The organism is Campylobacter sp. RM5004 (assembly GCF_022369455.1).
Classification (GTDB): Bacteria; Campylobacterota; Campylobacteria; order Campylobacterales; family Campylobacteraceae; genus Campylobacter_E.
Genome location: NZ_CP059599.1, coordinates 657,343 through 682,957, shown reverse-complemented (window position 1 = coordinate 682,957; position 25,615 = coordinate 657,343). Strand labels below are relative to the sequence as shown.

Here is a 25,615-nt window from a genome sequence, read left to right as displayed (position 1 = left end):
CCTATTTCAAATTCTTTGATAATTTAAATAAAAACTATTGATAATCATTATAAGCTCGGAATAAAAACCACAAAAACCACAAAAACCACAAAAACCACAAAAACCACAAAAACCACAAAAACCACAAAAACCACAAAAACCACAAAAACCACAAAAACCACAAAAACCACAAAAACCACAAAAACCACAAAAACCACAAAAACCATACAAGAGTTAGAAGAAAGATAGAAGTATTTTAAGCTTATGTTTAAGTATTTAAAAATAAAGGAATTTGAAATAGGAATTTGTTTTAATATTGATTTTTAACACTTATAAGATTATTCTTAAGAAGTTTAAAAGTTAGCTTTTTTAATTTGAATTTGTATAAAACAGATTAATTCTTTTTCTTCTATGAAATCTAAATATTACTTTTTAAATTCCTATTTCAAATTCTTTTCAATTTTATAAATATTTTTAAAAAACTTAAATGAATTTTCTTAGTAAAATTAAATCAAATAACTGATTTTAAAAACAAAGATTACTAAACAATAAAGCATTTTAAAAAGCAAATTCCTAATTTAAATTCTTAGTAATTTTAAAAGAATTTGAATTAGGAATTAAAGATTAATTCCTAACTTTTAAAGCATCACTTTGCTTGTTTAAATCTCTTATAAAATCGCTTATTTTTACATCTTTTCCTAAAATCTTAAGATAGATATAATAATTTGCTAAAACCTTTTTACCATACAACCTACTCTCTAAATAAGGCACTAATTCCATTGATAAAAATGGCTCATATTTTTTATATTTAGAATCATTACTAAACATATATTCTTTTTTTAGCATTCTTTGAGTAAAGCCTAAACCACCATTATAAGCATAAGCTATAAAAACTGGGTGATTTACTCCCTTTTTTAAAGTGTTTAAATGTGCGTTTGCAAACTTATATGCAATTTCTGGCTTAAACATATTTGTAACATCAAAATTATTATCATTAAAATCAACCTTAGCCGTATGAGTTGCTACAAAAGGCATAAATTGCATCATACCTAAAGCATAAGAAGTGCTAACAGAAGCTGGTAAAAATCTACTCTCTTGCTTAGCAATTGCTAGTATTAAAGCCTTTTGCTCTATACTATAATTACTTAACTCTTCAGGGAATGGAATAGGATAAATGTTATCTTTAAAATTACTTAACTTATCGCTAATTGCTAAATACTGACCTTGAGTATTTTTAGCATCAAATTGCTCTTTCATTTGCTCTAATTTTTCTTTATTTGCATTTTTTAACTCAATCATAAATCTTGCTTGAACTAAAGCATCATCTATTGGATAATCAATAGTTTTTGTTGGATTTGGAGTTATGATTTTAGGAAGTGGTGTGTTTGTAAGCTCTTTTGCTAAAATGCTATAAATGTTTAAATCTTCACTATTTGCTAAAGTATCTAAATGTCTTGTTTTATTACTTGCTAAATATGCAAAAAATAAGGCATTATCTCTTGGTCTTTTGTATTTATAAGTCTTACTTGCTCTTAAAAAATATTTCTCTGCTAAAGCGTTTTTATTAAACATTAAAGCATTTAAACCTAAGGCAAATGCTAAATCTTCTTTAGCGTCTTCTTTATCTAATAAGCTTAATCTTTCTCTTATTTTTGGAAATTTATCATCTACTAAAGCTGAGTTTAAAAACTTATAAGCATTAGGATGCTCCATCATACTAGCTCTTGTCTTTGGACCTGGAGAAAAATCATCTAATTTATACCCATCATAATAAAGCTTCATCAAGGTCTTGCCATCACCTGTTTTAATGCTTTGTGCTATTGGATTTTTATTTGCTAGAATGCTTAATTGTGAGCTTAGTTCTTTATTGCTATCTTTAAAAGTATTTGCTAATTTTTTTAGATTTTCAACACTTAATTTTTTAGCAAAATTCACTTCTTTTAGTCTAAAAACCTGACATTTTTCGCTTGCGTTCATAATAGAATTAATAGAATAATTATAACAAGAATCAGGGCTTAAAGGCTTTGGAGCTTCTTTGATAGCTACTTTGTCATATTCTTTTTTAATAACGCCTAAAAAACGAAATATATGGCTTTTAAATTCCTTTAAATCTTCTTTTTTGATTTCTTTATCTTTTAATAAATTATATAAAAAGAAGTCTTTAGCAAGAGAATTTGGCTCTTGTTTTAATTCTTCATAAGTGTATGAAAACAATGCTTGAGTGATTATTAAAATACTAAGTAGTTTTTTCATTAATATCCTTTAAAATATGCTTAAAATAAACTTTAATAACTGAATAAGTCCAAGTTGTAATAAATGAATACCTACAAAAATCACAATAGGAGTAAGACTAATCATTCCTATTGTTAAAAATCTAGCAGGTATTATCATATAAACTAAATCAAATGCAGGTTTGGCTAATTTATAAACTATCATATATATTTTATATCCGATAGGATGGCTAAATGCTTGTGGAATAAAAGAAAACAAACAATATGCCACAATTACATAAAAATATAAATCAAGCCCTTTAATTAAAACACCAAAAAATATAACGATTAATTCAGCTAAGCTCATTTTTAACCTTTAAAAACTCACTCATACAAGGTGCAATTATTTCATAAATAGCAGCTAATTCAGGTCCATGATTTGCTCCGCTTAATAATAATCTTAAGCTCATGAAAAGTTGTTTGCCTTTTAGATTGCAAGAATGATTTTGCTTAAACTCATCATATTTAAGTGCTAAATTAGGATTTTTTAATTCATTTTCTAATAATTTCGCACTTTCAATAAATTCTTCATTATTTGCAAAAACTACGCTAAAAGGTAAGAAAAACCCGCTAAGTTTTGCTCTAATCTCATTAAGCGTACTAGCTTCTTCTAAATAAAGCTTAGCTAATTTTGCAAGAGCTTTAGGGTTGTTAAACTTAGCTAAAAACTCATCTTTAAATAAAAGCCTTACTAATATTTCATCATCAAGTAATTTTATATGCTCACGATTTATAAATCTTAGTTTTGCCATGCTAAATCTAGCAGGAGATTTAGAAATATTGCTTATTTCAAACCAAGAAATAGCTTCTTGCATAGTAAAGATTTCATTAGGAGTTTTATTTCCTAAAGATAAAAGATAATTAGCAATAGCATCAGGCAAAAACCCTTGCTCAAGCAGCCAAGCTACACTTGAATGATCTTGTCTTTTGCTCATTTTTTGCCCTGTTTCTTCATCTAAGATTATAGGCAAATGTGCATATTGCATACTTTCATTAAAGCCAAGAGAGGCTTTAATATGCTCTTGTTTTGGAGTATTGCTTACATGATCTTCTCCACGGATAATAAAACTAACACCTTCGCACATATCATCCATTGAACATGCAAAATTATATGTAGGTGTCCCATCAGCTCTTAAAATTACAAAGCTATCAACATCGTTTGGCTCAAACGATAATTCGCCTTTAATTTCGTCTTTAAATGTGATTGTAGCTTTTGGCTTTTTAAGTCTTATTACGAAAGGTTTTTCTAATTCCTGTTTCAAATTCTCGCAAGTTCCATCATATCTATAAGCTCTTTTTTCATTCTTAGCTAATTCTTTTTTAGCTTCAAGCTCAGCTTCAGTGCAATAGCATTTAAATGCCGAGCCATTTTCAAGTAATTTAGCAGCTAATTTTTGATGAGTTGCAAGGTGAGTGCTTTGCACATAATATTCATCCCAATTAATTCCAAAAAGAGTTAAAATCTCTTTAATATTTTCTTCTAAGCCTTTGATATTTCTTGCTGTATCAGTATCTTCTATTCTTAAAATAAACTTTTTATTATATTTTTTAGCGCATACATAATTAATAATTGCAGTTCTAAGATTTCCAATATGCATATTGCCAGTAGGCGATGGAGCAAATCTAAACATTTGTAATTCCTTGATATGATTTTTCATAATTCTATTTTAAGAAAGTAAAAAGAGTGCCAATGAAAGCAGTATTAAAGCAAATTTCTTTTTTTAAAAATTTTAGTGAAAATGAGCTTGATGAGTTAGCAAAAATTTGCATTCATAAAAGCTATGAAAAAGGTGAAATGTTATTTTTTGAAGGAGAAAGTAGTAAGTATTTACATCTATTAATTAAAGGAAATATTAAGGTTTATAAAACCAACCAAAAAGGAGCTGAAATTTTTATGCATAAATTAACTCCTATTTCTTTTGTTGCTGAGCTTGCAAACTTTGAAAATATTCCTTTTCCTGCTAGTGCATGTTTTTTAAATAGTGGAGAAATTATTAAAATAGATTTTGATGAATTAAAGAATAAATTTTTAACTAAAAGTGATTTCGTATTAGCGCTTTTGAGTGGTTTATCAAAAAAGCTAATATATCTATCAGAATTCGTTCATAACGAAATGATTTTGAGTGCTGAGGCAAAACTAGCTAAATTAATTTGCGAACAAAATGAATTGTTTAAGACAATAAAACACATTCAATTAGCTTCTTTTATAAATCTTGCGCCTGAAACTTTTTCAAGACTTTTAGCTAAATTTAAAAATGATGGAATTATTAGCTTTAATGATGATAAAAGCTTAGTAATTCATGATGAAAAATATTTAAAATCACTTTACGAGATTTAAGATGAGTTTAAGCCATTTATTATTTGCCATAGCATTTTGCGTTGCTGTATTTATTGCTAATGCCTATATTTATAGACGTTTATTTTCCTTGATTTTTCCTAAATATAAAAGATTTTTTTTAGGTCTTTGTGTAGTTTTATTTATTAGTAATGTTGTGTTTTTGTTCTCTATGAGAGCGAACTTTTTACCTGATATTCTTTATATGGTTTTATCGGCACTTTTAGGTTTTTCGTTCTTCTTCTTTTTGATAGCAATTTTTTATGATATTTTAAAGTTAATTAGCGCAAAGACTATTAAAGGTAATTTTAATGAGCAAAGAAGAAAAACTCTAAAACTAATTTGCGATATAGGTATTTTATTTATAGCTTTTGGCTGTTTTTTACAAGGAATTTATAAAGCTATTAGAATTCCGCCCATTAAATATGTAGATATTAATGCTGGACTTGGAGTAAAAATCGCAATGATAAGTGATGTGCATTTAGGCAAAAATCTTCATGAAGACTTTTTAAGAGAACTTATCGCAAAAATTAATGCTCAAGATGTAGATTTTATAGTAATTGTGGGAGATTTGATTGATACCGATATTAATGAAATTACTTATCTTGATTTATTAAATACTTTTAATAAGCCTTGTTATTATGTAACAGGCAATCACGAATACTATCATGACGCAACTAAAATACTAGAAAAATTAAGACAAACAAATATAAAAGTCTTAGAAAATGAAAGCATTGATTTAGGCAAAATCGTGTTAAGTGGTGTAAATGACTTAAGGGGAGCAAAATACGGAATGCCTATGAATTTAGCTCCTATTTTTAAAAGTTATAAGGAAAAAAAATATAATATTTTATTAGCTCATCAGCCTGTTGTAGCTAAGAAATTTGATTTAAGCAAATTTGATTTAGTTTTAAGTGGTCATACTCATGCAGGACAGATTTTTCCATTTAGTATTTTAGTATTAATGCAGCAAGGATTTTTACATGGGCTTTATGAAATAGGCAAAAAGACAAAACTATATGTTAGTAGTGGTGCTGGATTTTGGGGTCCATCTATACGATTTTTAGCACCTAGTGAAATCGCTATTATTAAACTTTAAGGAATGTTATGAGAAAAATAATTTCAAGAATTTTTGGCAAAATTGTAAGCATTAAATATCCAAAATTTATGCAAAATTACATAAACAAAACCTACATAAATCATTTTAATATACCTATGGATGAGTTTAAGGATTATAAAGAATACGATAGCTTAATAGCTTTATTTACAAGAAGATTAGAAAAAGCTAGAAAGCTTGAAGATGGCTTTATAAGTCCTTGCGATGGAACTATTTTAAGTTTTGCAAAAAGCTCAAATCTAAAGGCATTTAGCATAAAAGGAAAAGAGTATGATATAGCTGAATTATTAGGATTTACTCCTAAAAATGAGCTTGATTTTTTAAATATATACCTTAGTCCAAGAGATTATCATAATTATCATAGCCCTTGCGATATGCAGGTTTTAAATCTTAAATATTTTTGTGCTGAGCTTTTTAGCGTAAATTTAAAAGCACTTGCAAAACATGATAATTTATACTCAAGAAATGAGCGTATGGTTTTAACTTGTAAAAAGAATGATGGAAGTATTTTTTATATGGTTTTCGTTGGAGCTGTAAATGTTGGCAAAATGGAATTTGATTTTGATACAAGCGTGCAAACAAATATGAAAAATGCAATAGATTATGAAAAAAACTACGATAATGTAAGCTTGAAAAAAGGCGAAATGTTAGGAAGGTTCTTAATGGGTTCTACTATTTTGATTTTAGGAGAAGATTTAAAACTTACTTGCAATGAAGGTGCTATTAGGTTTGGAGAAAAAATTGCAAACGATTAAAAAAACTAATGCAGCAAGATTTTTAGATACATTAAAAATAGAATATGAATTATTAAGCTATGAAGTAACAGATGATTTATCAGCAATTTGCGTTGCTAATAAGACCGGTCAAGATATTAAATATATTTATAAAACCATAGTTTGTGAAGGTAAAAACTCTTTATATGTAGGCTGTATTCAAGGAGATTTAGAAATTGATTTAAAAGCCTTTGCAAAAGCAGTTAATGAAAAATCATTAAGCCTCTTAAAGCTTGATAAGCTAAAGAATAAAACAGGTTATATTAGAGGGGGTTGCTCTCCTTTTGGTATGAAAAAAGATTTTGTAAGATTTATTGATGAAAGAGCTTTAGAGCTTGATTATTTTGTAGTTAGTGCAGGACTTCGCGGGCTTCAGCTTAAAATAGATTCAAAATACATAAAAGATTTATTTCAAATAGCTAAAATCTCAAGCAATAACAAATAAGCCTAATTCCTATTTCAAATTCTTTAAGAATTTCAAATAGGAATTACAAAATTTATTCTATTACTAAATAATCAATTAATTTTTTATTTTCTTCTAAAAATTTTATAACTCCATAATCTTTTTCTTTGCAACTAGTTATAAAATCTTTATATATAGTTTTATTGTTTAATTTATTTTGATTATTTTTTATGTATATTTCACAATCTCCTATAAATTTTCTTAATAATTCTTGCTTTGGTGGATATTTATAACATTTACATTGTATCAAATGCACTTCATTATTTTTATAAGCTATTAAATCAATTCCTTTGTCTTTTTTACCTTTAATATATCCATTAGGATATACACTATATCCTAAGTTCTCAAAATAGCATTTTATTTTATACTCGTATTCTTGACCTTTTTTGATATTTTCTTCTTTATTTTTAAGGTAGTTTTTATAATTTTCTTTTTGTTGATTTAATTTTGCTTTTAGCTCTTTGTTTTCTTCTTCTAATTTTTGTAATTTTTGTTTATATAATGCTACTTCATAATTTGTATTGTAATATTCGCCTTTATTTATTAAATCAAATTTTATTTCTTCTTTTATGTTTTTGTATCTTTCTTTATATTCTTTTAATATTTCTTCTCTTAATCTCTTTTCTATTTTTATAGTTAATTCTTCTTCTACTTCTTTTTTTAGTCTTTCTCTAAAGCTCTTTTTTATTAATATTTGCCCCATTTTAGGTTTTAGTTTTAAAATACTATGTTCTTCTAATCCATATTTAGTCATAGCTATATAAAAACCAATAATTGATAATGTTAAAACAAATATCAACATAGCCAATACTCCTTAATTTTATCTATTAATCTCATTATAAAAATATAATAATAATATAATAATTTTATAATATTAATTTGATTTATATTATTAATGAAGTATTATTTTCTTATTTATACAAATTTGCGAGATTTTAAAAATTCGCTCCTTAAAAGCCTATCACATAGGCATTTAAGCCCTATTAAGTTTCACTTAAGAAAACCCCATTTTTTACCCATTTTTTAACTTAGTTTTGAAAAAAAATATTAAAATATAAAGTAAAATCCTAAAAACAAAAAAATCATAACATTAAGTTTATTTTAAGTATTAAAAAGATACTATTCGGAAATTTAACTCATAGAGAGCAAAAAATATTTAAGATACTATGAAAAAAATTGAAATTTGGTTGCGAAAGAGGGATTTGAACCCCCGTCCTTCGGGTTATGAGTTATCCATTCTTTTTTTATTCTAATGTGGTTAATGCTACCCAACCACAAATAATAGAAAAAAATAAGTTTTTAAGCTCTCATTAAGTAGCATTAACTTATAATAAGTTTAAGTTTAATTATGAAAAATCTATCTAGTATAATTTACTAGATAGTATTATTAAAATTAATATGATTAATAATATTCTATCCATAAAATTCCTTACACTTCTATTATTAGTGGCAAGAAACTTAAAAACATTTTATTATATATTTAATAAGCTTAATTTTTATTTATTTAATTATTAAATAATCAATTATATTTTTATTTTCTTCTAAAAATTTTATAACTCCATAATCTTTTTCTTTACAACTCGTTATAAAATTTTTATATATAGTTTTGTTATTTAATTTATTTTTGTTGTTTTTAATGTATATTTCACAATCTCCTACAAATTTTCTTATTAATTCTTGCTTTGGTGGATATTTATAACATTTACATTGTATTAAATGCACTTCATTATTTTTATAAGCTATTAAATCAACCCCTTTATCTTTTTTACCTTTAATATATCCATTAGGATATACACTATATCCTAAGTTCTCAAAATAGCATTTTATTTTATACTCGTATTCTTGACCTTTTTTGATATTTTCTTCTTTATTTTTAAGGTAGTTTTTATAATTTTCTTTTTGTTGATTTAATTTTGCTTTTAGCTCTTTGTTTTCTTCTTCTAATTTTTGTAATTTTTGTTTATATAATGCTACTTCATAATTTGTATTGTAATATTCGCCTTTATTTATTAAATCAAATTTTATTTCTTCTTTTATGTTTTTGTATCTTTCTTTATATTCTTTTAATATTTCTTCTCTTAATCTCTTTTCTATTTTTATAGTTAATTCTTCTTCTACTTCTTTTTTTAGTCTTTCTCTAAAACTCTTTTTTATTAATATTTGCCCCATTTTTGGTTTTAGCTTTAAAATACTATGTTCTTCTAATCCATATTTAGTCATAGCTATGTAAAAAATACCAATAGTCAATATTATTATAAAAGTTGTCATTCTCCAAGCTCTTTGTTTATGATTTTTAGTTTTATTTCAAGTAGTATTTTTTCTTGTTCTTTTTCACTTAATTTTTTTAGATTGTCTATTATTTCATTTATTAGATTGCTTTCCGCATTTGTTTTATTGTCTTTATAAGCCATCAGAATTTCATAAAGCAATGGTTTTGATGTTTTCCAATTACACAATGTTTGATGAGTTATATTTAATCTTTTACTTAGTTCTCCATTAGTCATTTTAAATCTTTTAAAAAATAGTTTCAAATAATTTTAAATTATTCTATATTTAAAAAATATTATTTTGTAAATACATTAATTAAAGTATTTTTTCAAATATTTTTAAAATAGTATTGACTTTTTAAAAATATTTTAATATTATATATTCAAATAGTTTGAAATAATTTTTTAAATTACTTTAAATCTATTTTAGTGCAAGTTTAAAATCCTTTCTTTGCTTGCACTTTAAAAAAAAAACAAAAAGAAAGGTAATAAAAAAAAGAAAGGATAAAAAAATGGAAGTTTGTAACTTTAATTTTTTAAAGAGTTTAGAATTTTATTTAAAGCTTGATAAATTCTGTGAATTTAATTCTCTTTATTATTGTATTTTTAATAATTTTTATTTTAGTTGCGAAACTAAAACAGAATATTTTAGAATTTTTTATGAAGATGAAGAGTATATTACTCATTATGATTTTAGTTTATATTCTAAGCATTCTTATACTAAAAAATCAGAAGAATGTAGTCTCAAACATTTTTTAAAAATTGTTATTTTAAGAAAAGACTATGATGAAAATTTATTTAAAAAAGTTTCTAATTCTAATTTTGTAGATAGCTTTGTGCTTGAAACAAAAGGAAACACTTATTGTCTTACATTAGAGCTTAATGTATTTTTAAAATATGAAAATCTTATTGAATTGTTTAATGATTATTTTATTCTTATTAATAAAGAAAAATTTTTGAAATTTGAAAATTAAAAAAAAAAGGAGATTATTATGGAAATTATAAAAGAAGAATTTAAGGTAAATTATGAAGTTTTTAACTCTTGTTTAGTTCGCTCAAGTGGTAGTGGTGTAATTCAGCAAACCGGCTTAAAGTATAACGCAAGTGTGCGTTTATCTTGTAGAAATGTTTATGAAGTTTTTAATGAAAAAACTAATTTTACTGATACTAAAGAAACTAGTCTTACATTTAAAATCCCTTGCTTATCTGATAGCGATGCGGGAATGTTAGCAATGTCTTTTAAGAATTATTTTAAAACAAATAAATCTTTAGTTTTAAATGGTTCTTTGCCTACATATCAAAACAACGAATACTCTGTAAATATAGATATGTCTTATGATGAATTAATGAAGATTTTAAATTCTAAAAAATAAAAGCTGTGTAGTCTTGATTGACTACACAAACTAACTTAAGCACTCTTTTTACGAGTGTTTAATTTAGTTTGCAAGCTAAAAAAAAAGATTTAATTTTATTTAATTTATGGAGTTTATTATGAAAAAAGTTAAGAATTTTTTAAGTAAAAACAAGATTTTAGGTGTTATAGGTTTAACAAGTTTATTTGCTAGTTCAGCTCAAGCTGCTGTAACTTTTAATGAAACTAGTGGCTTTGGTGGCTCAGTTGAAATGTTATTCTTTTATTCTGCTGTTGGTGTAGTTGTTGGTGCTGTTACGGTTGTTTGGGCTATTAAAAAAGCTATTGCAATGTTTAGATAATACTTTTTGTATTTTCTGAAACACTGAACGCCCCGTTTTTTCGTGTCTTTTTTTTATCCATAAAAAAAAAGCACGAAAAAACAATTAATAGGGCGTTCAGTCGCCCGTGTGGGTGGCAACCCACCCTATTTTTTTAATTAATAGCTATTACTTAAATCTTAAAGCTAAATAAGTCTAAAAAATATTTAAAAGCTTTAAGTAATAGTTATTTCAAATAACTTTAAGAACCAAAAACAAGAAAGGATAAAAATTAGAATGATTTATAATTTTGATTTAAGCTTTTTAATAGTTTGTTTTAATTCAATCCTTGCAATTTGCATAATTGCTAAATTTTCTATTTTTATTTTTTCATATATAAAAGGATTATTCAAATGATAGAAATAGATATACAAGCTCTTAACTTATCATTAGAACAATTTAATTTCTTGATGTCGCTTACTGCTGTTCTTTTAGGCTTTTGTCTATTTCAAATAATTATATTTTTATTTACAAGGGGCTAATATGAGTATTTATAATATTACTAATATTGCAAGCTTTGATTTATTCTTCAGTATTTTTATAAATGTGATTATCTATGCTCTACCCTTATTAATTTGCTTACCACTTTTTAATTCTAAAGGTTGAAATTATGAAAGCTAAAATTATATTTGCATTTGTAGTTTTCTTTAATTTATCTTTATATGCAAAAAATACAGAAATACGCAAATGTAATGATTATAATGTAACTACTTCATTAACTGAAGATGATAATTATACTTGCAGTATAAATAATGGTAGTGTTACTGCTTGTTATCATAAAACAAAAAATATTACTTATGAATTTTACAATCAAGTAAAAACAAGCTCTTACAATGAAGCTTCAGAATGCTTACAAAATCCTAGCCTTTGGGATTATTGTTCTTATGTTGATTATAACTTGTTGAATGTATCTAATATTATTAATCACGAAAACTTAAAAGATGTAGTTCGCTATTATTCAAATACAGAAGATTTATGTAATGTATATTATAAAGATTTTAAAATATTTGAGTGCGATAATTATTATAGGGGCGGTTATGCTTGTTTTTCAAGTTCTCGTTATTGCAATAAAACTGCTCGTATTGTTTATACTAAAGTGACTGACTGCTATACTCCTAATTACTCTTTAAACTTAGATAAATCAAATGAAGAATTAGACATTATAAGTAATGATTTAGACCTTTTGAGCGAAATGGATTTTGATAGTCGTATGGATATGGTCTGCAAGAAAAACAATAAAGGTAGCTTTCTTGGTGGCTCTTCAAATGTTAAAAATTACAATGCTTTAAAAACTATAAAAAATCAAAACAAATTTTCAAAAAAAGGATTTTTTGATTTACTTGCGTATGGCTCTAGTTCTATATTAAGTATTTTTAAACCATCTAATTTAGGAAATGCAATTAATGTTGCTTGTGAAATAGGTTGTTCTCGTGGTAATGTTAAGCTTTATGATAATAAGCTAGGCGTTAGTTCTTTTTGTTCTATTAAAGACTTAAAAAGTGTTAATCAAAAATTAGTTAATTCAAATTCTATAAAAAGAGCTAGTGATTTAACAAGTAAAGATTTTTTAGAACTTGAAAGAAATATTAAAGACTTAGAAAGATTAAGCAAAGAAGAAGTTCAAAGTTATGAAAAATTAGAAAGAGCTGCATATTATGAAAGCAAAGAAGAACAAATCAATGAATTATTTAATCTATCTAAATATGATAAAGATTATAAAGAATTAAAAACAAGGCTTCAAGATGAAATAAATTATAATCCTATAGAGAACTTATTCAGAAACAAAGATGAAAACGCACTCATTCAAGTTCCTAAAAAAAATGATAATCCTAATTTTAATAGCGAGTATTCAAAATTCTTAGAAGATAATAAATTAATGGATACTAATTTAGAATACGACATTATAAGTGCTTTAAATAATGCTAGAAGTAAAGAAGACTTTTACGAAAATCTAAATCTAGTATTTAACGCTGAAAGAAGATACACAACACCAAAAGAACTACCTATTAATAAAGTTCATTATGGCTCTTATAATTCTACTAACACAAGCACTTCAAATAGCACAGAAACAAGCACAAATACAAGCACTTCAACAAATACTAATACAGATGTTAAAAATGATACAAATACAAGCACTTCAACAAATACTAATACAGATGTTAAAAATGATACAAATACAAGCACTTCAACAAATACTAATACAGATGTTAAAAATGATACAAATACAAGCACTTCAAATAGCACAGAAACAAGCACAAATACTAGCGTAAGTAATAAAGATGAAACAACTACTACTATTACAACTACTCCTAATACTTCAACGGAGATTAAAAACAATAATGGCTCTTTAGATGTAAATGTAAAAGTTAAAGTTGATGATATAAATATTAAGTTAGATGATACTATTAAATTTAGTGATGATTTAAAAGAGATAAAATTAGATAAATACGAAGAGCAAATTAAAAAAGCAGATAATATTTTAAGTAACATTCCATTAAATGAATATGTAGATTTATTTGAAAAATCTTTTAAAAACATTAAAGAAATTGTTGATTTTACTAATAATTTAGAACTTAAAGAAATTAATAAATATAATTTTGTCAATTCTTGTCCCGAAAAATATTCTTTAAATATTACTGATAGTTATAGTGTTAATGGAACTTATGATATATGTAAAGAGCTTGAGCCTACATATCCTATTTTACACAATATTTTCAAACTTATTTTTTTACTTCTTGCTTTGAAATCAATATATAAATTAAGTATTAAATTTTTTAAATAAATAAAAGGAGTTTAAATGGGTGGTATATCTAATTTTTTTAATTTTATAAAAAGAGCTTATGATAATCATTCAGCTACTTTGGAAGTTTTTGTTGGTAATACTGGTTTAGGTATATTAAATAAAGCGGGTTCTTTTTTTCTTAAATTTATTTTTGTTGCTTTTTTTCTTTATATTGTTATTTCTTATATAAATTTGGCTTTTACTCTTTTAAAAACATTGATTAATTTTTATCATTTAGTTATTGATTACTTAAATAATGATTTAAATAACCCTAATAATTTACATTACAATCCTTTTTTAATTGCTTTTAAAAATGTTGTTTTACCACCTTTAATTTTTGTTGTTGAGATTGTTTTTCCTATTTATCTTTTTATTTTTAAAGGTTCAGTTATCCGTGGTTGCTTATTTGTTTATTATCTTATTAATCAGACTTATATGAAAGCTATTGAACACGTTAATATTTCTAGTTTTGGTGGTTTTTTAGAGCGTAAAATTAATAATTCTAATAAGTTTTTTCCACATTTAAAAGATAAGGATTTATAATGTCTATTTCTTTTGTTACGGGTATTCCTGGTTCAGGCAAAACATACTACTCAGTTTATGGTCTATATAAATCTTTCATTGAGCCTATTAAAAACGAAAGCAAAAAAGAAGATAAAAAAGGCTTATTTTCTTTTTTATTTGGAGCTAAAGAAGAAGTTAGAACTTATGATTATTGCTATACAAATATAAATGAGTTTAATTTCTCAATATGCGATAAAATAAAATTATACGAACACGATATAATCTATGAAAAATTAAAAATCTTATATTCTCTTCATTTAAATAATGCAGATGATAAAACTTTAATTGAAAAAGCAAAAGAATTTAAAATATTTAATTCTTTATTTATCATAGATGAATGCCACAATTTTTACGATAAAGAAGATGAAGTTTTAATTTGGTTTTTTACTTATCATAGACATTTGTTTATTGATATTTATATGATTACTCAAGATTTGGCATTAGTTGAAACTAAATTCAAAACAATAGCTGAATTCTTTTTCCAAGCCTTACCAAATGCCAAAAAAATCAATACAAAAGTATTTAAATATAGACAATATCTATCTTATAGAATGTATCAAAAAGACATTGTTGGTAATTTCTCACTTCCTGCAAAAAATGAAGTTTTTGCATTATATACAAGTGGAGCGAAAAATAACTCAAAAAGTATTGTTAATAGGTTCATAAAATTTTCAATTTTTCTTTTTATAGTTACATTTTTTCTTTTTAAGGGCTTTATGTTTTTATTAAATAATAATGATAAAGCAAATGAAACTACTAAAAATATAAATTCTCAAAAAAGCACTAATATTCAAAACAATAAAAATGAATTTCAAAACGATTTTAATATTAATGAAAACATACAAATTAATAAAACTAATTATTCTAATTTATATTTTTATGAAGTTATATGCTTATATGAAAAAACTTGCATTATAAACGATGAATATTATATCCCTTATCTTACTTTTAAATATATTACAGAAAGTTCTCAATATCTTTATTTTAATATTGAAAACTCTAATCAAAACACACTCAAATTCAATTTAATTTACGATTACGAAATTTTTAAAAACTTAAAAAAGAAAGGAAATACTAATGAAAAAAATAACTCTAGTTTTAACTTTATTAATTAGCTTAAATGCTGAGAATATTAGGCTTAGTTTAGTTGATTTTATAGACCTATTCAAAGTAAAATCTAACACTACATTTATTTTAAATGATAAATTAAAAGATGAAAACATTTACATAATTTATCAAAAAAAGCTAGATGATTTAAATATAAATGATTTTGAAAAAATCTTAAAATCTAAATCATTAAAACTTTTAAAATTCAAGAATTATTATTATATTGATTATATAAATGAAAAATACGATAATTTCGTAAAATTACGCTCAATCAAGCTTAAAAACAATTCTTATAAGTATGTTAAAAAAATAATAGATTTATATAATTCTAATCAGCCAAGCGCAAATAAAGATAATATAAAAAATGAAGTAAAAATCGTTGATTATATAGAAACTACAAACACTATTATATTTTTATGCAAAGATGAAGATTACTTTTTTCTAAAAAATGAGATTTCAAAAAATGATGAAGTCTTAAAAACTGCTACATTAAAAATCACTATTAGCGAAACAAATTATTCTGATTTGATTTCAAAAGGCATAAAATATAAATCTTTAACTAAAATAATTGATAGCGTAAATCTAAAAGCTTACTTGAACTTATTTAGTGCTAGTAATGAAAGCTCACTTATAAATTCAAATAAAAGCTTTTATTCTTTTATTGATTTTCTTAGCGAAAAGAACATAACAAAAATTAAAGCAAGTCCATTTTTAACCATTAAAAATAATGTAAATACTACTTTTTCAATCGTTGAAAACATACCCTACTTAACTAAATCCGAAACGATAGAAAGTTCAAATAAAACCGAAAGCAATACTTTCACTTATAAGGACGTCGGCTTAAAAATAGATATAAAGCCACTAATTTTAAATAATAAAATAGATTTTGATTTAAATATAAGTATAGAGGACATTATAGACAACAATAGCCTAACACCAAAAACGACTAAAAAAACTCTCAATGGCTCTTATACTTTATATAAAAATCAAATTCTTGTTTTGAGCGGTATTAATAAAAATACCGAGTATGATACAAGAGTGGGTATTCCTTTATTAAAAGATATTCCGGTTCTAAAATACTTATTCTCAGCAAAAACTAAAAACAATTTAAAAACTACGCTTTTAATAACTATTGAGTATTTAAACGATGAAGAAAATGCCGAAAAATTAGAATAAAAGACAGAAGAGAGTGGGCGTGGCGTGAGCCACGCACACGCTCTTCCTTGTCTAATTAATAAATAATTTCATCATTAAGCTTTGTTTAAGCTTAAAGCATAAAAAAGAAAGGATAAAAAATGATTTTAATTAGAAATGAATTTGATTTTTTGAATGAATATGGCATAAGCTCTAATGATTTGTATAAATGTCAGCAAAGTTTTGAAAAAACTTTAAATTACTTAAAATTTCACAAAGTAAGAAACGGCTTAAATAAATCTAAATCTTTACTTGAAATTACATTCTCAAGTAATTTTTGCCAAAATTATCATAATGAATTATTAAACAGAATTGAAGTTTTAAACGCTTTTAATATTGAAAAACACTATACCTCTATTTTTATTACAGCCACGCTTGATAGTCAATACAGAGATTTTTTATTTGCTGATTATTCAAATCTTAAAGCTAGTGATCTAGTTAGCATTCCAAAACATATTAAAGAGAAAATAAATCAAAAATTAGCTTTGACAATTGTTGATTTAAAAGATATTTTAAATCAAAAGCTTAAGATATTTAATAATTTTTATAATCGCAAATATAAAGCATATAAAATCAAATATTGTAAAGTTTTTGAACCGCACAAGAAATTAGGAGTTCCGCATTTACATATGATTCTTTTTATACCAAATAACGCTGAAATCATAGAAGATTTTAAAAATGCTTATATGAGATTATTTCCCGCTCCACAGAATTTAAGAACAGATAAATTAACTCTAAAGCAAAAGCAGAATGGCGAGTTAAATGGCTTTCAAACTAGCATAAATAACTCAATAGCTTACATAATGAAATATTTGCAAAAAACTTTTTTAAATCTAAAGCATAATGATATAAATAATATAAAAATTGATAAGCTTACTGCTTGGTATATTAAGCATAAAATAAGAAGATTTACAATGAGCCGTTTTTTAGTTCCTTTATGGCTTTACAGAAAACTCAATTTCATACCTAGTTTAAGAGATTATTTTCATTTAAATAATGAATTAGAAAAGCATAATAATATACTTGAGAAAGATTATAAGAACAATAAATTCTTTATACATATTGAAACAACAAACCAAACAATCATTTATGAGAATAAACACTTAATTTATGAAAGCAATAACAGAATAATCAATGAATATAAATCAAATTTTGAATTTTTTAAGGTTGCATAAATGAAGTTAAATGATTTATTTTTATTATATTTTAATACTTATAAAAACACATTAAGCGAAAGCACTTATAAAAAAGACTTGAGCCTATATAATAAGCACATAAAAAGTAGTTTTTTAGGTGAAATCAATGTAAAAGATTTAACTTTTCTTGATTTACAAAATTATATTAATTCTTTACTTGATAACGATTATAAAGTAAAGACTTGTAAAAATGTTATTTTAAAAATAAAGCGTGTTTTAGATTTTGCTTTAGATTTAGAAATAATAAATAAAAATGTAGCAATAAAGGTAAAATTGCCTAAGTTTGATAATAAAATTATTTTTAATAAAGATTATGAAACTATGATAAAAATTATTAATGCTTTTATGAACTCTAATAATACTCATTCTTTGTTTTTCTTTTTTTTATTGCACGGCAGAAGATATAGCGAAGTAATAAAAATCAAATGGCGTGATATAGATTTTAATAATAAAACATATATTATAAGAGCTTGTAATAATAAGATTAAAAAGAATATGAGCTATTATTTAAGTAATGATTTATATTTAAGATTAAAAGAACACTTGCTAAAAACTGATTTTTATAGATTAGATGATTATGTTTTCACAAATCCACACACAAAAACTCATTATAAAGATTTAAGAAAAGCATTTTTAAAAATCTTAAAAAATAATAATTTAGAACACATTAGAATTCACGATTTAAGACATTTAATTGCAAGTTTTTCAATAAATTATTTAAACGCAGATATAAACCTAGTTTCAAATATGTTAGGTCATACAAACATTAATATGACTACAAGATATATAACAATAAACCAAAAACTTACTAAAAATATTTTAGAAAATATTTTTAAAAGGGCTAAAAATGAAGAACAGAATTAAGCTAATTTTTGAAAACAATACTTATTATTTTGATAATTATAAAAGCATATTAAAAACATTATTAAAATTAGAATATACTTTTAAAACATATTTGGAAGATAATAGATTTTATTTAGATGTTTATAAAAATGATAATTTAATTTATTCTACTTCTATCAAATCACTAGGATATTATAATGAATATGATTATTTAATAAGTTCTTTTTTATCTTATAACTGCAATAATATTTTTATATTGAATGATTTTTATTTATTTGACAACTATACTGGCGAAATCATAGAAAACAAGGAAAATGAAAAAGAATATAATATTGAAGTAAAAATATTAAAAAATAACTATTTTTTCATATTTAAAGACCAAATTATTTTCTTAAGAATTAATGATAAATTTAATTTTTTGACTAAAAAAGGCAATTTTTTTAAGGCTGAATTTTTTCGTTATTTAGAACATAATAATGAAAAATTTTTCTTTTTTCGTTATAGTGGTATAAGAAATAAAACTCGTATTCTTAAACTTAGTGAATATGAGCTTAATAGTCTTTATCATTCAATATATAATTTAGATAATGATTTTATTGTTGATTATTCTGTTTATTTGATATATAAATTTAATTTAAGCTATAATTTAATGAAAAATCCTAAAAGAATTCTATCATTAAACGATATTAAAGCACTTGGTTGCGAAAGAGGGATTTGAACCCCCGTCCTTCGGGTTATGAGCCCGACGAGCTAACCACTGCTCTATTTCGCGATAAGTAAAAGTGGATGGGGTAAAGGGATTCGAACCCCTGAATGACAGGACCAAAACCTGTTGCCTTACCGCTTGGCGATACCCCAACAAATTAAAAGCGAGATTATATATAAAAAAAAATATTTTGTCAAGAGAATTTTTTAAAAAAAATTATTTTTTACTTTTTTATGCTTTTCTAAACATCTATATATAATTTTTACATAAACTAAATAAAAATAATTATTAAAAGGAAAAATATGTCTTTTGTAAGTATAAAAGAAGGAATAGAAGAATTAAAAAAAGGTAATATGTTAATAATGCTAGATGCCGAAGATAGAGAAAACGAAGGAGATATAATATTTCCTGCAGAGTTTAGCACGCCTGATAAGGTTAATTTTACTTTAACTCATGCAAGGGGTGTTGTGTGTGTTGCACTTGATAGAAAAATTGCTGAGCATTTTGAACTACCACTAATGGTTCCGAAAAACACTTCAAATCATGAAACAGCATTTACTATAACGGTAGATATTAAAACAGCAAGCACAGGCGTTAGTTCTACTGAAAGAGATGCAACAATAAAGCTATTTGCTGATAAAAATGCAAAAGCTAGTGATTTTGTAAGACCTGGTCATATAAACCCACTAATAGCAAAAGATGGCGGAGTTTTAGTAAGAACGGGTCATACAGAAGGAACGGTTGATATGTGCAAATTAGCTGGACTTACTCCTGCTTGTGTGATTTGCGAGATTATGAATCCAGATGGCACAATGGCAAGGCGTGATGATTTAGTAGAATTTGGAAAAAAACATAATATTAAATTAGTTACAATTGAAGATTTAATAAAATATAGACTTCAAAATGAGAGCCTAATAACAAAAATTAGCGAAGAAAATACAAAACTATTAGATAAAGATGTAAAAAAGATTACATACAAAGACTTTTTAGGTGATATTCATACGATTTTTTCTTTTGCAGGTAAAAATGAAAAAAGCTTAATTAAATTCTATAAAAGCTCAAATGATGTAAATATCCTAAACTCAACAAAATTAGAAGAAACTTTAAAATCAATTGATGAACTAAGCAAAAATGGCGGAATGCTAGTATTTATGGAAGGCACTAAGAGTGATGAGAAAAATTACGGAATAGGAGCACAAATTCTAAAAGATTTAGGAGTTGATAATTTTGAATTATTAGGTAATTCAAGTCAATTTGCAGCTTTAAGTGGATTTGGTCTAAATATAAAAAATATATAAAAATCTAAATTCCTATTTCAAATTCTAAGAATTTGAAATAGGAAAAACAAAATTATTTATTTAATCCTAAAACCTTGCAATATTCACAATAAACACAACTTACAGAACGCTTTGCACATACTAAAGGTATGTTTCTTTTCTTAGCTTGGCTTTTGATTTTCTTCATTGTATTATGGTTTAAAAAACTAGTAAGCATTACAACACAGCCAGTATCTTGCGGAATGCTTTGACGATTGACTCTATTTTCATTTCTAGCATCCCAATGCGTAATGCTCTTTGCTCCTAAATCATGTAAAACTGCCTTAATAGGTGTAATCTCATCAGCACCAATGACCAAAACTGACATAAACTCTCCTTAAATTAATTTTGAGTATTATACTCAAAATAACCTTTAAAGAAACTGATAATTATTATAAAATTATTTAATACAAATAATCGTATATTTATTTTAATTTTCGTATATAATATAAGTATAAATGTAATAATATAATTTAATTAGTATTAAAAATACAAAAATAAGATATTTTTATACTATAAATTTTATATTTTATATATAAAATATATAAAACATAATTTATATAGTATATTTAACTTGCATTTTTGTATAAAGGCTTTAAACTCTCGTATGCAATATTTATTTCTTCAAATTTTTCCTTTAATACTTTTTTTACTTCATCACTTTTTTCTGCATGAAAATCTGGATGATATGCTTTACTAAGTTTTAAATATTTACTTCTTACTTCGGTAAAACTAGCTCCTACTTCAACCCCTAAAGTCTTGAAATGTTCTTCAAGTAACATACATATATTTAAAAATCTATTATCTTTTTTAAGCTCATTTTTGATTTCTTTTTTAAATTGCAAATACGCAAGCTCGCTTAAAGAAAAGCTTATGCAGTAATTTAAATGCTCACAACAAGCACATAATTTATCTAATAAACTTAATGTATTTTCGTCTTTGTATGTGATGATAAATTTGTTTTTAATAATATTTATTTCATGCTCTTTAAAATAATTGCTAAGGTATAAAATCAAGTTTTTTTCAAGATTTGAAAAGTTTAAAATAATGTCTTTTTTCATGAAGTCTAATTTACAATTTAGCACTATTTTTAAAGTATTTACACTCACTAAATTAAGCTTAAATTTCTTATAATATGCTGTGTTTATGTTTTGTAAATTTTCATTATTATATTTTCTATTTAATATAGATAATAATTTTAAAAAATATCTTCTTTGCGGTATCTCACTCTCTACATAAAAAGAAATTAATTTGCTTTTCTTACCTATGTTTTGTGAAAAATTTTTATTTATTATTTCTTTCATTTCTTTAAAAAAAGAAAAATCTTGAGTATTAATACTAATTGATTCTAGATTTTGTATAACTTGCATTTATCACCTTTTCTTAAAGTTTTTTGATAATAAGCAATTTTTATTCCAAAATCTAAATTCCTAATTCAAATTCTTAAGTGTTATGAATTAAAAAAATGTATGATTTTATAAAAATCAAGAATGATTTATTCTTGATTTTCAAAGTTTTCTAAAGCTTTTTCGCTTAATAATTTTTTATTTTTTATCCCTAAGCTTCTTAGATTTTCTAAACGATTTGCCACACTACCCTTGCCGTATAAGTGTGTATCAATTTTTGCAAAGCTTGATTCTGATTGTTTTTTAAGCTTTTCATAATCTTCATAAAATGAAGCGAACTTATCATAAAATTTGCCAAATTCTGTGAAAATATTTAAAGCATTTTGATTCATTTCATAATTCTTCCAACCAAAATAAATCATCTTAAGCCCCATAAATAAAGTGGTAGGACTTACTATAAAAATCTTTTTAGTCTCTGCCTTTTTAAAAATCTCACTATCACATTCAAGCGCTAAATCCAAAATATTTTGGTATGGCACAAACAATAATACATATTCGTTCGCATATTCAACCACATTTTCATATTCTTTTTTAGCTAGTTCATTTATTCTTGCGTTTAAATTATTTGCGATTTCATTTTTATAAATATTTGCATCATCACTGCTTGGTAAAGAGAACTTAGAATCAATTATCACACATTTTTTTGGCTCAAAATATACAATAGCATCAGGTCTTTTAAACCTATTGTTCTCATCTTTAAAGCTTTCTTGCATATAAAAATGCTCATTTTCTATAAGCCCACTAGCAAGTAAGCATTGCTTAAGCATAATTTCTCCAAAATCCCCGCGAGCTTTTTTATCTCCCTTTAAAAGATTTGCAAACTCATCAGCCTTTTTACCTAAATTTTGGCTAGTTTCAAACATGGTTTTAATGTTGTTTTCTATGCTAGTGTTTTGCTTTAATAAAGTTTTTTCGTATTCGCTTATTTGCTCTTTTAATGGGCTAAAAATCTTAGTTAAAAGCTCATTTGAATTAGTAAGCAATAATTTAGTGTTTTCTTCATAAATTAATTTTGAGCTTTTTTCATTTTGCTCTTTTAGATTTTCTTCTAAGGTTTTTAGCATATTTTCGTATTTAATTTCTAAGCTTTTTAAGCTATTTTCATATAGTTTTACCTTCTCGCTTAAAGCTTCATTTTTAGAAAATTCAGTGTGAAATTTATTAGTAATTTCATCTAATTTTACTTTTAACCCATCTTTAATTTCACACTCATTTTCTAATTTTTCTTTAGTATTTTTAAGCTCTTCATTTAGCCTTGAAAGTTCTAAATTTTGGCTTTCGTTTTGATTTGTTTTCGTATTTAATTCATTCTTATAAAGCCTTAATTCCTGATTCAAATTCTCGTTTGAAATAGCTAAAAATTCCTTATCTTTTGCAAGAACTAAAAGCTCATTTTTAAACACATTAATCTTATTTGTATAATGAAAAATAATAAAGACTAAAATAAGCAAAAATACTAATAAAATAGCCGCTAAAATAAGCTCATCACTAAGCATTTAAAACGCCTAATAATCTTTCATAATCAGCCTTTGTATCAATACCAAAAGACTTTGTATTAATCTCGCACATTTTAATAATCTTACCATTTTCAATAGCTCTTAATTGCTCTAGTTTTTCAATATGCTCTAGGCTTGATTTAAGGCTTATAAATTCTTTTAATGATTTTGCTGTATATGCATAAATGCCTAAATGATGATTATAACTCACGCCTTTAAAATCTCTATCAAAAGGAATTGCTGCTCTTGAAAAATATATAGCATTTTGCTTAGTATCAAGCACTACTTTTACGGTGTTTTCATCGCTAGGATTATCTTTAATAGTATAACAACTTGCCATAAAAAACTCATCTTTAAATCTAAGGCAAAATTCTTTAAATTTAATCAAGTTCTCTTCTTCAAAAAGTGGCTCATCTGCTTGAAGATTTATAATAATCTCATCATCGTTAAGCTTTAAAATATCCACGCACTCAGCAAGCCTTTCTGTTCCACTTTCGTGATTTTGGCTAGTTAAAACTGCTTTTATATTATATTCTTTTGCAAGCTCACAAACTTGCTCGCTATCCGTTGCAACCACAACTTCATCAACTTTACTTGCATTAAGTGCTGTATAAATACACATAGGAATGCCATTAATTGGCACTAAGATTTTCTCGCTAAAACGAGATGATTTAAGTCTTGCAGGAATTATTATCATAGTTTTATCCATTCTATTATTGTATTTTTGATTTCATCAACTTTTATATCTTTTGCATAATAAGTATTAGAATTAAGTGCATTTAATAGGTTTTCATTTAGCTTGTAATTATACTTTTTAGCATAGTCTTTTATGCTTGTTAGCTCATCTTTAAAAATCCCTAAAGCCTTGTTAATACTAGGAGTAAATTTGCTCCATTCAGCAGTTGAACATATAACATTAAAACTATCATCAAGAGCATTAATAGCCGTTGCTGTATGTGGGTCTAATAAATAATCTTTATAAGCTTTAATATTTTCTAAAGTCTCTTTATCGCTACATTTATAAGCTATAAAATGCTCTTTTAATTTTGCTAATTCATCATTTGTAATTTTAAAGAATTTATTTTTTTCTAAACTCTCATAAAGTTCTTTTGTCCTACTAGCACCAAAGAAATAATACATTAAGCGTTCAAGATTTGATGATTTTAGAATATCCATAGCAGGAGAATGAGTGCATTTAAACGCCCTATTTCTTAAATCATATTCGCCAGTAGTAAAAAAGTCATAAAGAATAGTGTTTTCATTATTTACGATTTTTATTTTATCAATGTTTGCACCCATTTGTTTAGCGTAAAAACAAGCAAGAGCATTACCAAAATTTCCACTTGGAATTATAACATTAATAGCCTCATCGTATTGAAGACTTAAATAATAATGATATAGTAATTGATACATTATTCTTCCAAAATTAAGCGAATTTGCAGCACTTAGGTTATAGCCACTTTTTGAAATTACTTCTTTAAAATCTTTATCATTTAATAGTTCTTTTAATTTACTTTGCGCATCATCAAAATTACCATCAATTGCTAAAACTAAAGAATTGCCATAATCAACATTAGCCATTTGCTTTTCTTGAACTTTACTGGTTTTTCCTTTTGGGAAGATACAAACTACTTTTGAGTTTTTGTTTTTAGAAAAAGCGCTAAGAGTTGCAGGGCCTGTATCACCACTTGTAGCACATATAATTAATTGCTTTTTATCATCCATAAGCCTTGCAAGTGGAGCTAAAGCAAGGTCTTTAAATGCTCTTGTTTTGCCATGAAATAATTCGCATATATGAGTTTTACTATCAAGTTTTTTAATTACAAAAGGCTCTTTTGTATCAAATTCTAAATACTCATCTAAACTCTTTAAAAACTCATCTAAATTATCGCTAAAATTAACAAAAACTTTCTTTGCAAAATCTTTATAAGATAATTTTTTTAATTCATTAATATCAAGTTTTTTAAGCTCACTAGGACAAAATAAACCGCCATCGCTTGATAGTGGAGAATTAAGCGCATTTTTAAAATCACTCTTAATATCTTCGTTTCTACTTGAATAAAATATCAT

29 protein-coding genes and 2 tRNA genes are annotated in these 25,615 nt (G+C 24.9%); 17 read left to right on the top strand and 14 right to left on the bottom strand.

Annotated features, from left to right (window positions below):
- Positions 1 to 47: 47 nt before the first annotated feature.
- From AVANS_RS03385 to gltX, 4 genes are all read right to left on the bottom strand, one after another.
- Positions 48 to 197 carry a hypothetical protein gene (locus AVANS_RS03385; RefSeq protein ID WP_239818253.1) on the bottom strand — a complete coding sequence of 50 codons (150 nt, stop codon included), beginning with the start codon at positions 195 to 197 and terminating at the stop codon, positions 48 to 50.
- 406 nt (positions 198 to 603) lie between these two features.
- Complete coding sequence (locus AVANS_RS03380; protein ID WP_239818252.1) at positions 604 to 2,232, bottom strand: lytic transglycosylase domain-containing protein; 1,629 nt, start codon at positions 2,230 to 2,232, stop codon at positions 604 to 606.
- A gap of 9 nt (positions 2,233 to 2,241) precedes the next feature.
- Positions 2,242 to 2,556: a YggT family protein gene (locus AVANS_RS03375; protein WP_239818251.1), complete on the bottom strand. Its 315-nt coding sequence runs from the start codon at positions 2,554 to 2,556 to the stop codon at positions 2,242 to 2,244.
- The gene (gene gltX / locus AVANS_RS03370) at positions 2,543 to 3,880 is read right to left on the bottom strand and encodes a glutamate--tRNA ligase (RefSeq protein ID WP_239818250.1); all 1,338 of its coding nucleotides are present in this window, start codon (positions 3,878 to 3,880) and stop codon (positions 2,543 to 2,545) included. The genes AVANS_RS03375 and gltX overlap by 14 nt, the downstream gene beginning before the upstream one ends.
- Before the next feature lie 59 nt (positions 3,881 to 3,939).
- Here gltX and AVANS_RS03365 point away from each other — a divergent pair, with 59 nt between their 5' ends.
- The 4 genes from AVANS_RS03365 to AVANS_RS03350 are packed head-to-tail and all read left to right on the top strand — an operon-like array spanning position 3,940 to position 6,919.
- A complete protein-coding gene (locus tag AVANS_RS03365) occupies positions 3,940 to 4,587 on the top strand; it encodes a Crp/Fnr family transcriptional regulator (protein ID WP_239818249.1) in 648 nt (215 codons plus the stop codon).
- Between the two features lies 1 nt (position 4,588).
- Positions 4,589 to 5,683: a metallophosphoesterase gene (locus AVANS_RS03360; RefSeq protein ID WP_239818248.1), complete on the top strand. Its 1,095-nt coding sequence runs from the start codon at positions 4,589 to 4,591 to the stop codon at positions 5,681 to 5,683.
- An 8-nt stretch (positions 5,684 to 5,691) separates the two neighbouring features.
- Positions 5,692 to 6,456: a phosphatidylserine decarboxylase gene (locus AVANS_RS03355; protein ID WP_239818247.1), complete on the top strand. Its 765-nt coding sequence runs from the start codon at positions 5,692 to 5,694 to the stop codon at positions 6,454 to 6,456.
- Positions 6,431 to 6,919, top strand: coding sequence for a YbaK/EbsC family protein (locus tag AVANS_RS03350; RefSeq protein WP_239818246.1), 489 nt, complete (start codon positions 6,431 to 6,433; stop codon positions 6,917 to 6,919). Before AVANS_RS03355 ends, AVANS_RS03350 begins: the two co-directional genes overlap by 26 nt.
- Positions 6,920 to 6,971: 52 nt before the next feature.
- Here AVANS_RS03350 and AVANS_RS03345 read toward each other — a convergent pair whose 3' ends face one another.
- From AVANS_RS03345 to AVANS_RS03335, 3 genes are all read right to left on the bottom strand, one after another.
- Positions 6,972 to 7,739 carry a restriction endonuclease gene (locus AVANS_RS03345; protein ID WP_239818245.1) on the bottom strand — a complete coding sequence of 256 codons (768 nt, stop codon included), beginning with the start codon at positions 7,737 to 7,739 and terminating at the stop codon, positions 6,972 to 6,974.
- A 698-nt stretch (positions 7,740 to 8,437) separates the two neighbouring features.
- A complete protein-coding gene (locus tag AVANS_RS03340; protein WP_239818244.1) occupies positions 8,438 to 9,205 on the bottom strand; it encodes a restriction endonuclease in 768 nt (255 codons plus the stop codon).
- A complete protein-coding gene (locus AVANS_RS03335; RefSeq protein WP_239818243.1) occupies positions 9,202 to 9,441 on the bottom strand; it encodes a hypothetical protein in 240 nt (79 codons plus the stop codon). The genes AVANS_RS03340 and AVANS_RS03335 overlap by 4 nt, the downstream gene beginning before the upstream one ends.
- A 275-nt stretch (positions 9,442 to 9,716) precedes the next feature.
- Here AVANS_RS03335 and AVANS_RS03330 point away from each other — a divergent pair, with 275 nt between their 5' ends.
- The 12 genes from AVANS_RS03330 (at position 9,717) to AVANS_RS03285 (ending at position 19,339) form a co-directional block, all read left to right on the top strand.
- The gene (locus AVANS_RS03330) at positions 9,717 to 10,178 is read left to right on the top strand and encodes a hypothetical protein (RefSeq protein ID WP_239818242.1); all 462 of its coding nucleotides are present in this window, start codon (positions 9,717 to 9,719) and stop codon (positions 10,176 to 10,178) included.
- 18 nt (positions 10,179 to 10,196) lie between these two features.
- Positions 10,197 to 10,577, top strand: a complete 381-nt coding sequence (locus AVANS_RS03325; protein ID WP_239818241.1) for a hypothetical protein — start codon at positions 10,197 to 10,199, stop codon at positions 10,575 to 10,577.
- Positions 10,578 to 10,695: 118 nt separating this feature from the next.
- On the top strand, positions 10,696 to 10,917 hold the full coding sequence (locus AVANS_RS03320) for a hypothetical protein (RefSeq protein ID WP_239818240.1): 222 nt from the start codon (positions 10,696 to 10,698) through the stop codon (positions 10,915 to 10,917).
- A 371-nt stretch (positions 10,918 to 11,288) separates the two neighbouring features.
- On the top strand, positions 11,289 to 11,417 hold the full coding sequence (locus AVANS_RS09565; RefSeq protein ID WP_275583455.1) for a hypothetical protein: 129 nt from the start codon (positions 11,289 to 11,291) through the stop codon (positions 11,415 to 11,417).
- Between the two features lies 1 nt (position 11,418).
- Positions 11,419 to 11,541: a hypothetical protein gene (locus tag AVANS_RS09560; protein ID WP_275583454.1), complete on the top strand. Its 123-nt coding sequence runs from the start codon at positions 11,419 to 11,421 to the stop codon at positions 11,539 to 11,541.
- Positions 11,542 to 11,545: 4 nt separating this feature from the next.
- Complete coding sequence (locus AVANS_RS03315; RefSeq protein ID WP_239818239.1) at positions 11,546 to 13,717, top strand: hypothetical protein; 2,172 nt, start codon at positions 11,546 to 11,548, stop codon at positions 13,715 to 13,717.
- 15 nt (positions 13,718 to 13,732) lie between these two features.
- Positions 13,733 to 14,260, top strand: coding sequence for a hypothetical protein (locus tag AVANS_RS03310; RefSeq protein ID WP_239818238.1), 528 nt, complete (start codon positions 13,733 to 13,735; stop codon positions 14,258 to 14,260).
- Entirely contained in the window at positions 14,260 to 15,396 is a 1,137-nt protein-coding gene (locus AVANS_RS03305; protein WP_239818237.1) for a zonular occludens toxin domain-containing protein, read from the top strand. The genes AVANS_RS03310 and AVANS_RS03305 overlap by 1 nt, the downstream gene beginning before the upstream one ends.
- Positions 15,359 to 16,564 carry a type II and III secretion system protein gene (locus AVANS_RS03300; RefSeq protein ID WP_239818236.1) on the top strand — a complete coding sequence of 402 codons (1,206 nt, stop codon included), beginning with the start codon at positions 15,359 to 15,361 and terminating at the stop codon, positions 16,562 to 16,564. The genes AVANS_RS03305 and AVANS_RS03300 overlap by 38 nt, the downstream gene beginning before the upstream one ends.
- A 119-nt stretch (positions 16,565 to 16,683) precedes the next feature.
- Complete coding sequence (locus AVANS_RS03295) at positions 16,684 to 17,757, top strand: replication endonuclease (protein WP_239818235.1); 1,074 nt, start codon at positions 16,684 to 16,686, stop codon at positions 17,755 to 17,757.
- Positions 17,758 to 18,642, top strand: coding sequence for a site-specific integrase (locus AVANS_RS03290; protein WP_239818234.1), 885 nt, complete (start codon positions 17,758 to 17,760; stop codon positions 18,640 to 18,642).
- On the top strand, positions 18,626 to 19,339 hold the full coding sequence (locus AVANS_RS03285; protein WP_239818233.1) for a hypothetical protein: 714 nt from the start codon (positions 18,626 to 18,628) through the stop codon (positions 19,337 to 19,339). Before AVANS_RS03290 ends, AVANS_RS03285 begins: the two co-directional genes overlap by 17 nt.
- Here AVANS_RS03285 and AVANS_RS03280 read toward each other — a convergent pair.
- Positions 19,318 to 19,393 (bottom strand) — tRNA-Met (locus tag AVANS_RS03280). The two genes, AVANS_RS03285 and AVANS_RS03280, sit on opposite strands and share 22 nt — an antisense overlap.
- 11 nt (positions 19,394 to 19,404) lie before the next feature.
- Positions 19,405 to 19,479: transfer RNA gene (locus tag AVANS_RS03275), tRNA-Gln, on the bottom strand.
- Between the two features lie 150 nt (positions 19,480 to 19,629).
- On the opposite strand from AVANS_RS03275, the gene AVANS_RS03270 reads away from it, so the two are divergent.
- Complete coding sequence (locus AVANS_RS03270; protein WP_239818232.1) at positions 19,630 to 20,625, top strand: bifunctional 3,4-dihydroxy-2-butanone 4-phosphate synthase/GTP cyclohydrolase II; 996 nt, start codon at positions 19,630 to 19,632, stop codon at positions 20,623 to 20,625.
- Positions 20,626 to 20,677: 52 nt separating this feature from the next.
- Here AVANS_RS03270 and AVANS_RS03265 read toward each other — a convergent pair whose 3' ends face one another.
- From AVANS_RS03265 to thrC, 5 genes are all read right to left on the bottom strand, one after another.
- Positions 20,678 to 20,971 (bottom strand): DUF2325 domain-containing protein, encoded by a 294-nt coding sequence (locus tag AVANS_RS03265; protein ID WP_239818231.1) that lies wholly within the window; start codon positions 20,969 to 20,971, stop codon positions 20,678 to 20,680.
- Positions 20,972 to 21,212: 241 nt separating this feature from the next.
- Entirely contained in the window at positions 21,213 to 22,013 is an 801-nt protein-coding gene (locus tag AVANS_RS03260) for a J domain-containing protein (protein WP_239818230.1), read from the bottom strand.
- 125 nt (positions 22,014 to 22,138) lie between these two features.
- On the bottom strand, positions 22,139 to 23,545 hold the full coding sequence (gene rmuC, locus AVANS_RS03255) for a DNA recombination protein RmuC (protein ID WP_239818229.1): 1,407 nt from the start codon (positions 23,543 to 23,545) through the stop codon (positions 22,139 to 22,141).
- A complete protein-coding gene (gene kdsB / locus AVANS_RS03250) occupies positions 23,538 to 24,242 on the bottom strand; it encodes a 3-deoxy-manno-octulosonate cytidylyltransferase (RefSeq protein WP_239818228.1) in 705 nt (234 codons plus the stop codon). Before kdsB ends, rmuC begins: the two co-directional genes overlap by 8 nt.
- Positions 24,239 to 25,615, bottom strand: coding sequence for a threonine synthase (gene thrC / locus AVANS_RS03245; protein ID WP_239818227.1), 1,377 nt, complete (start codon positions 25,613 to 25,615; stop codon positions 24,239 to 24,241). The genes kdsB and thrC overlap by 4 nt, the downstream gene beginning before the upstream one ends.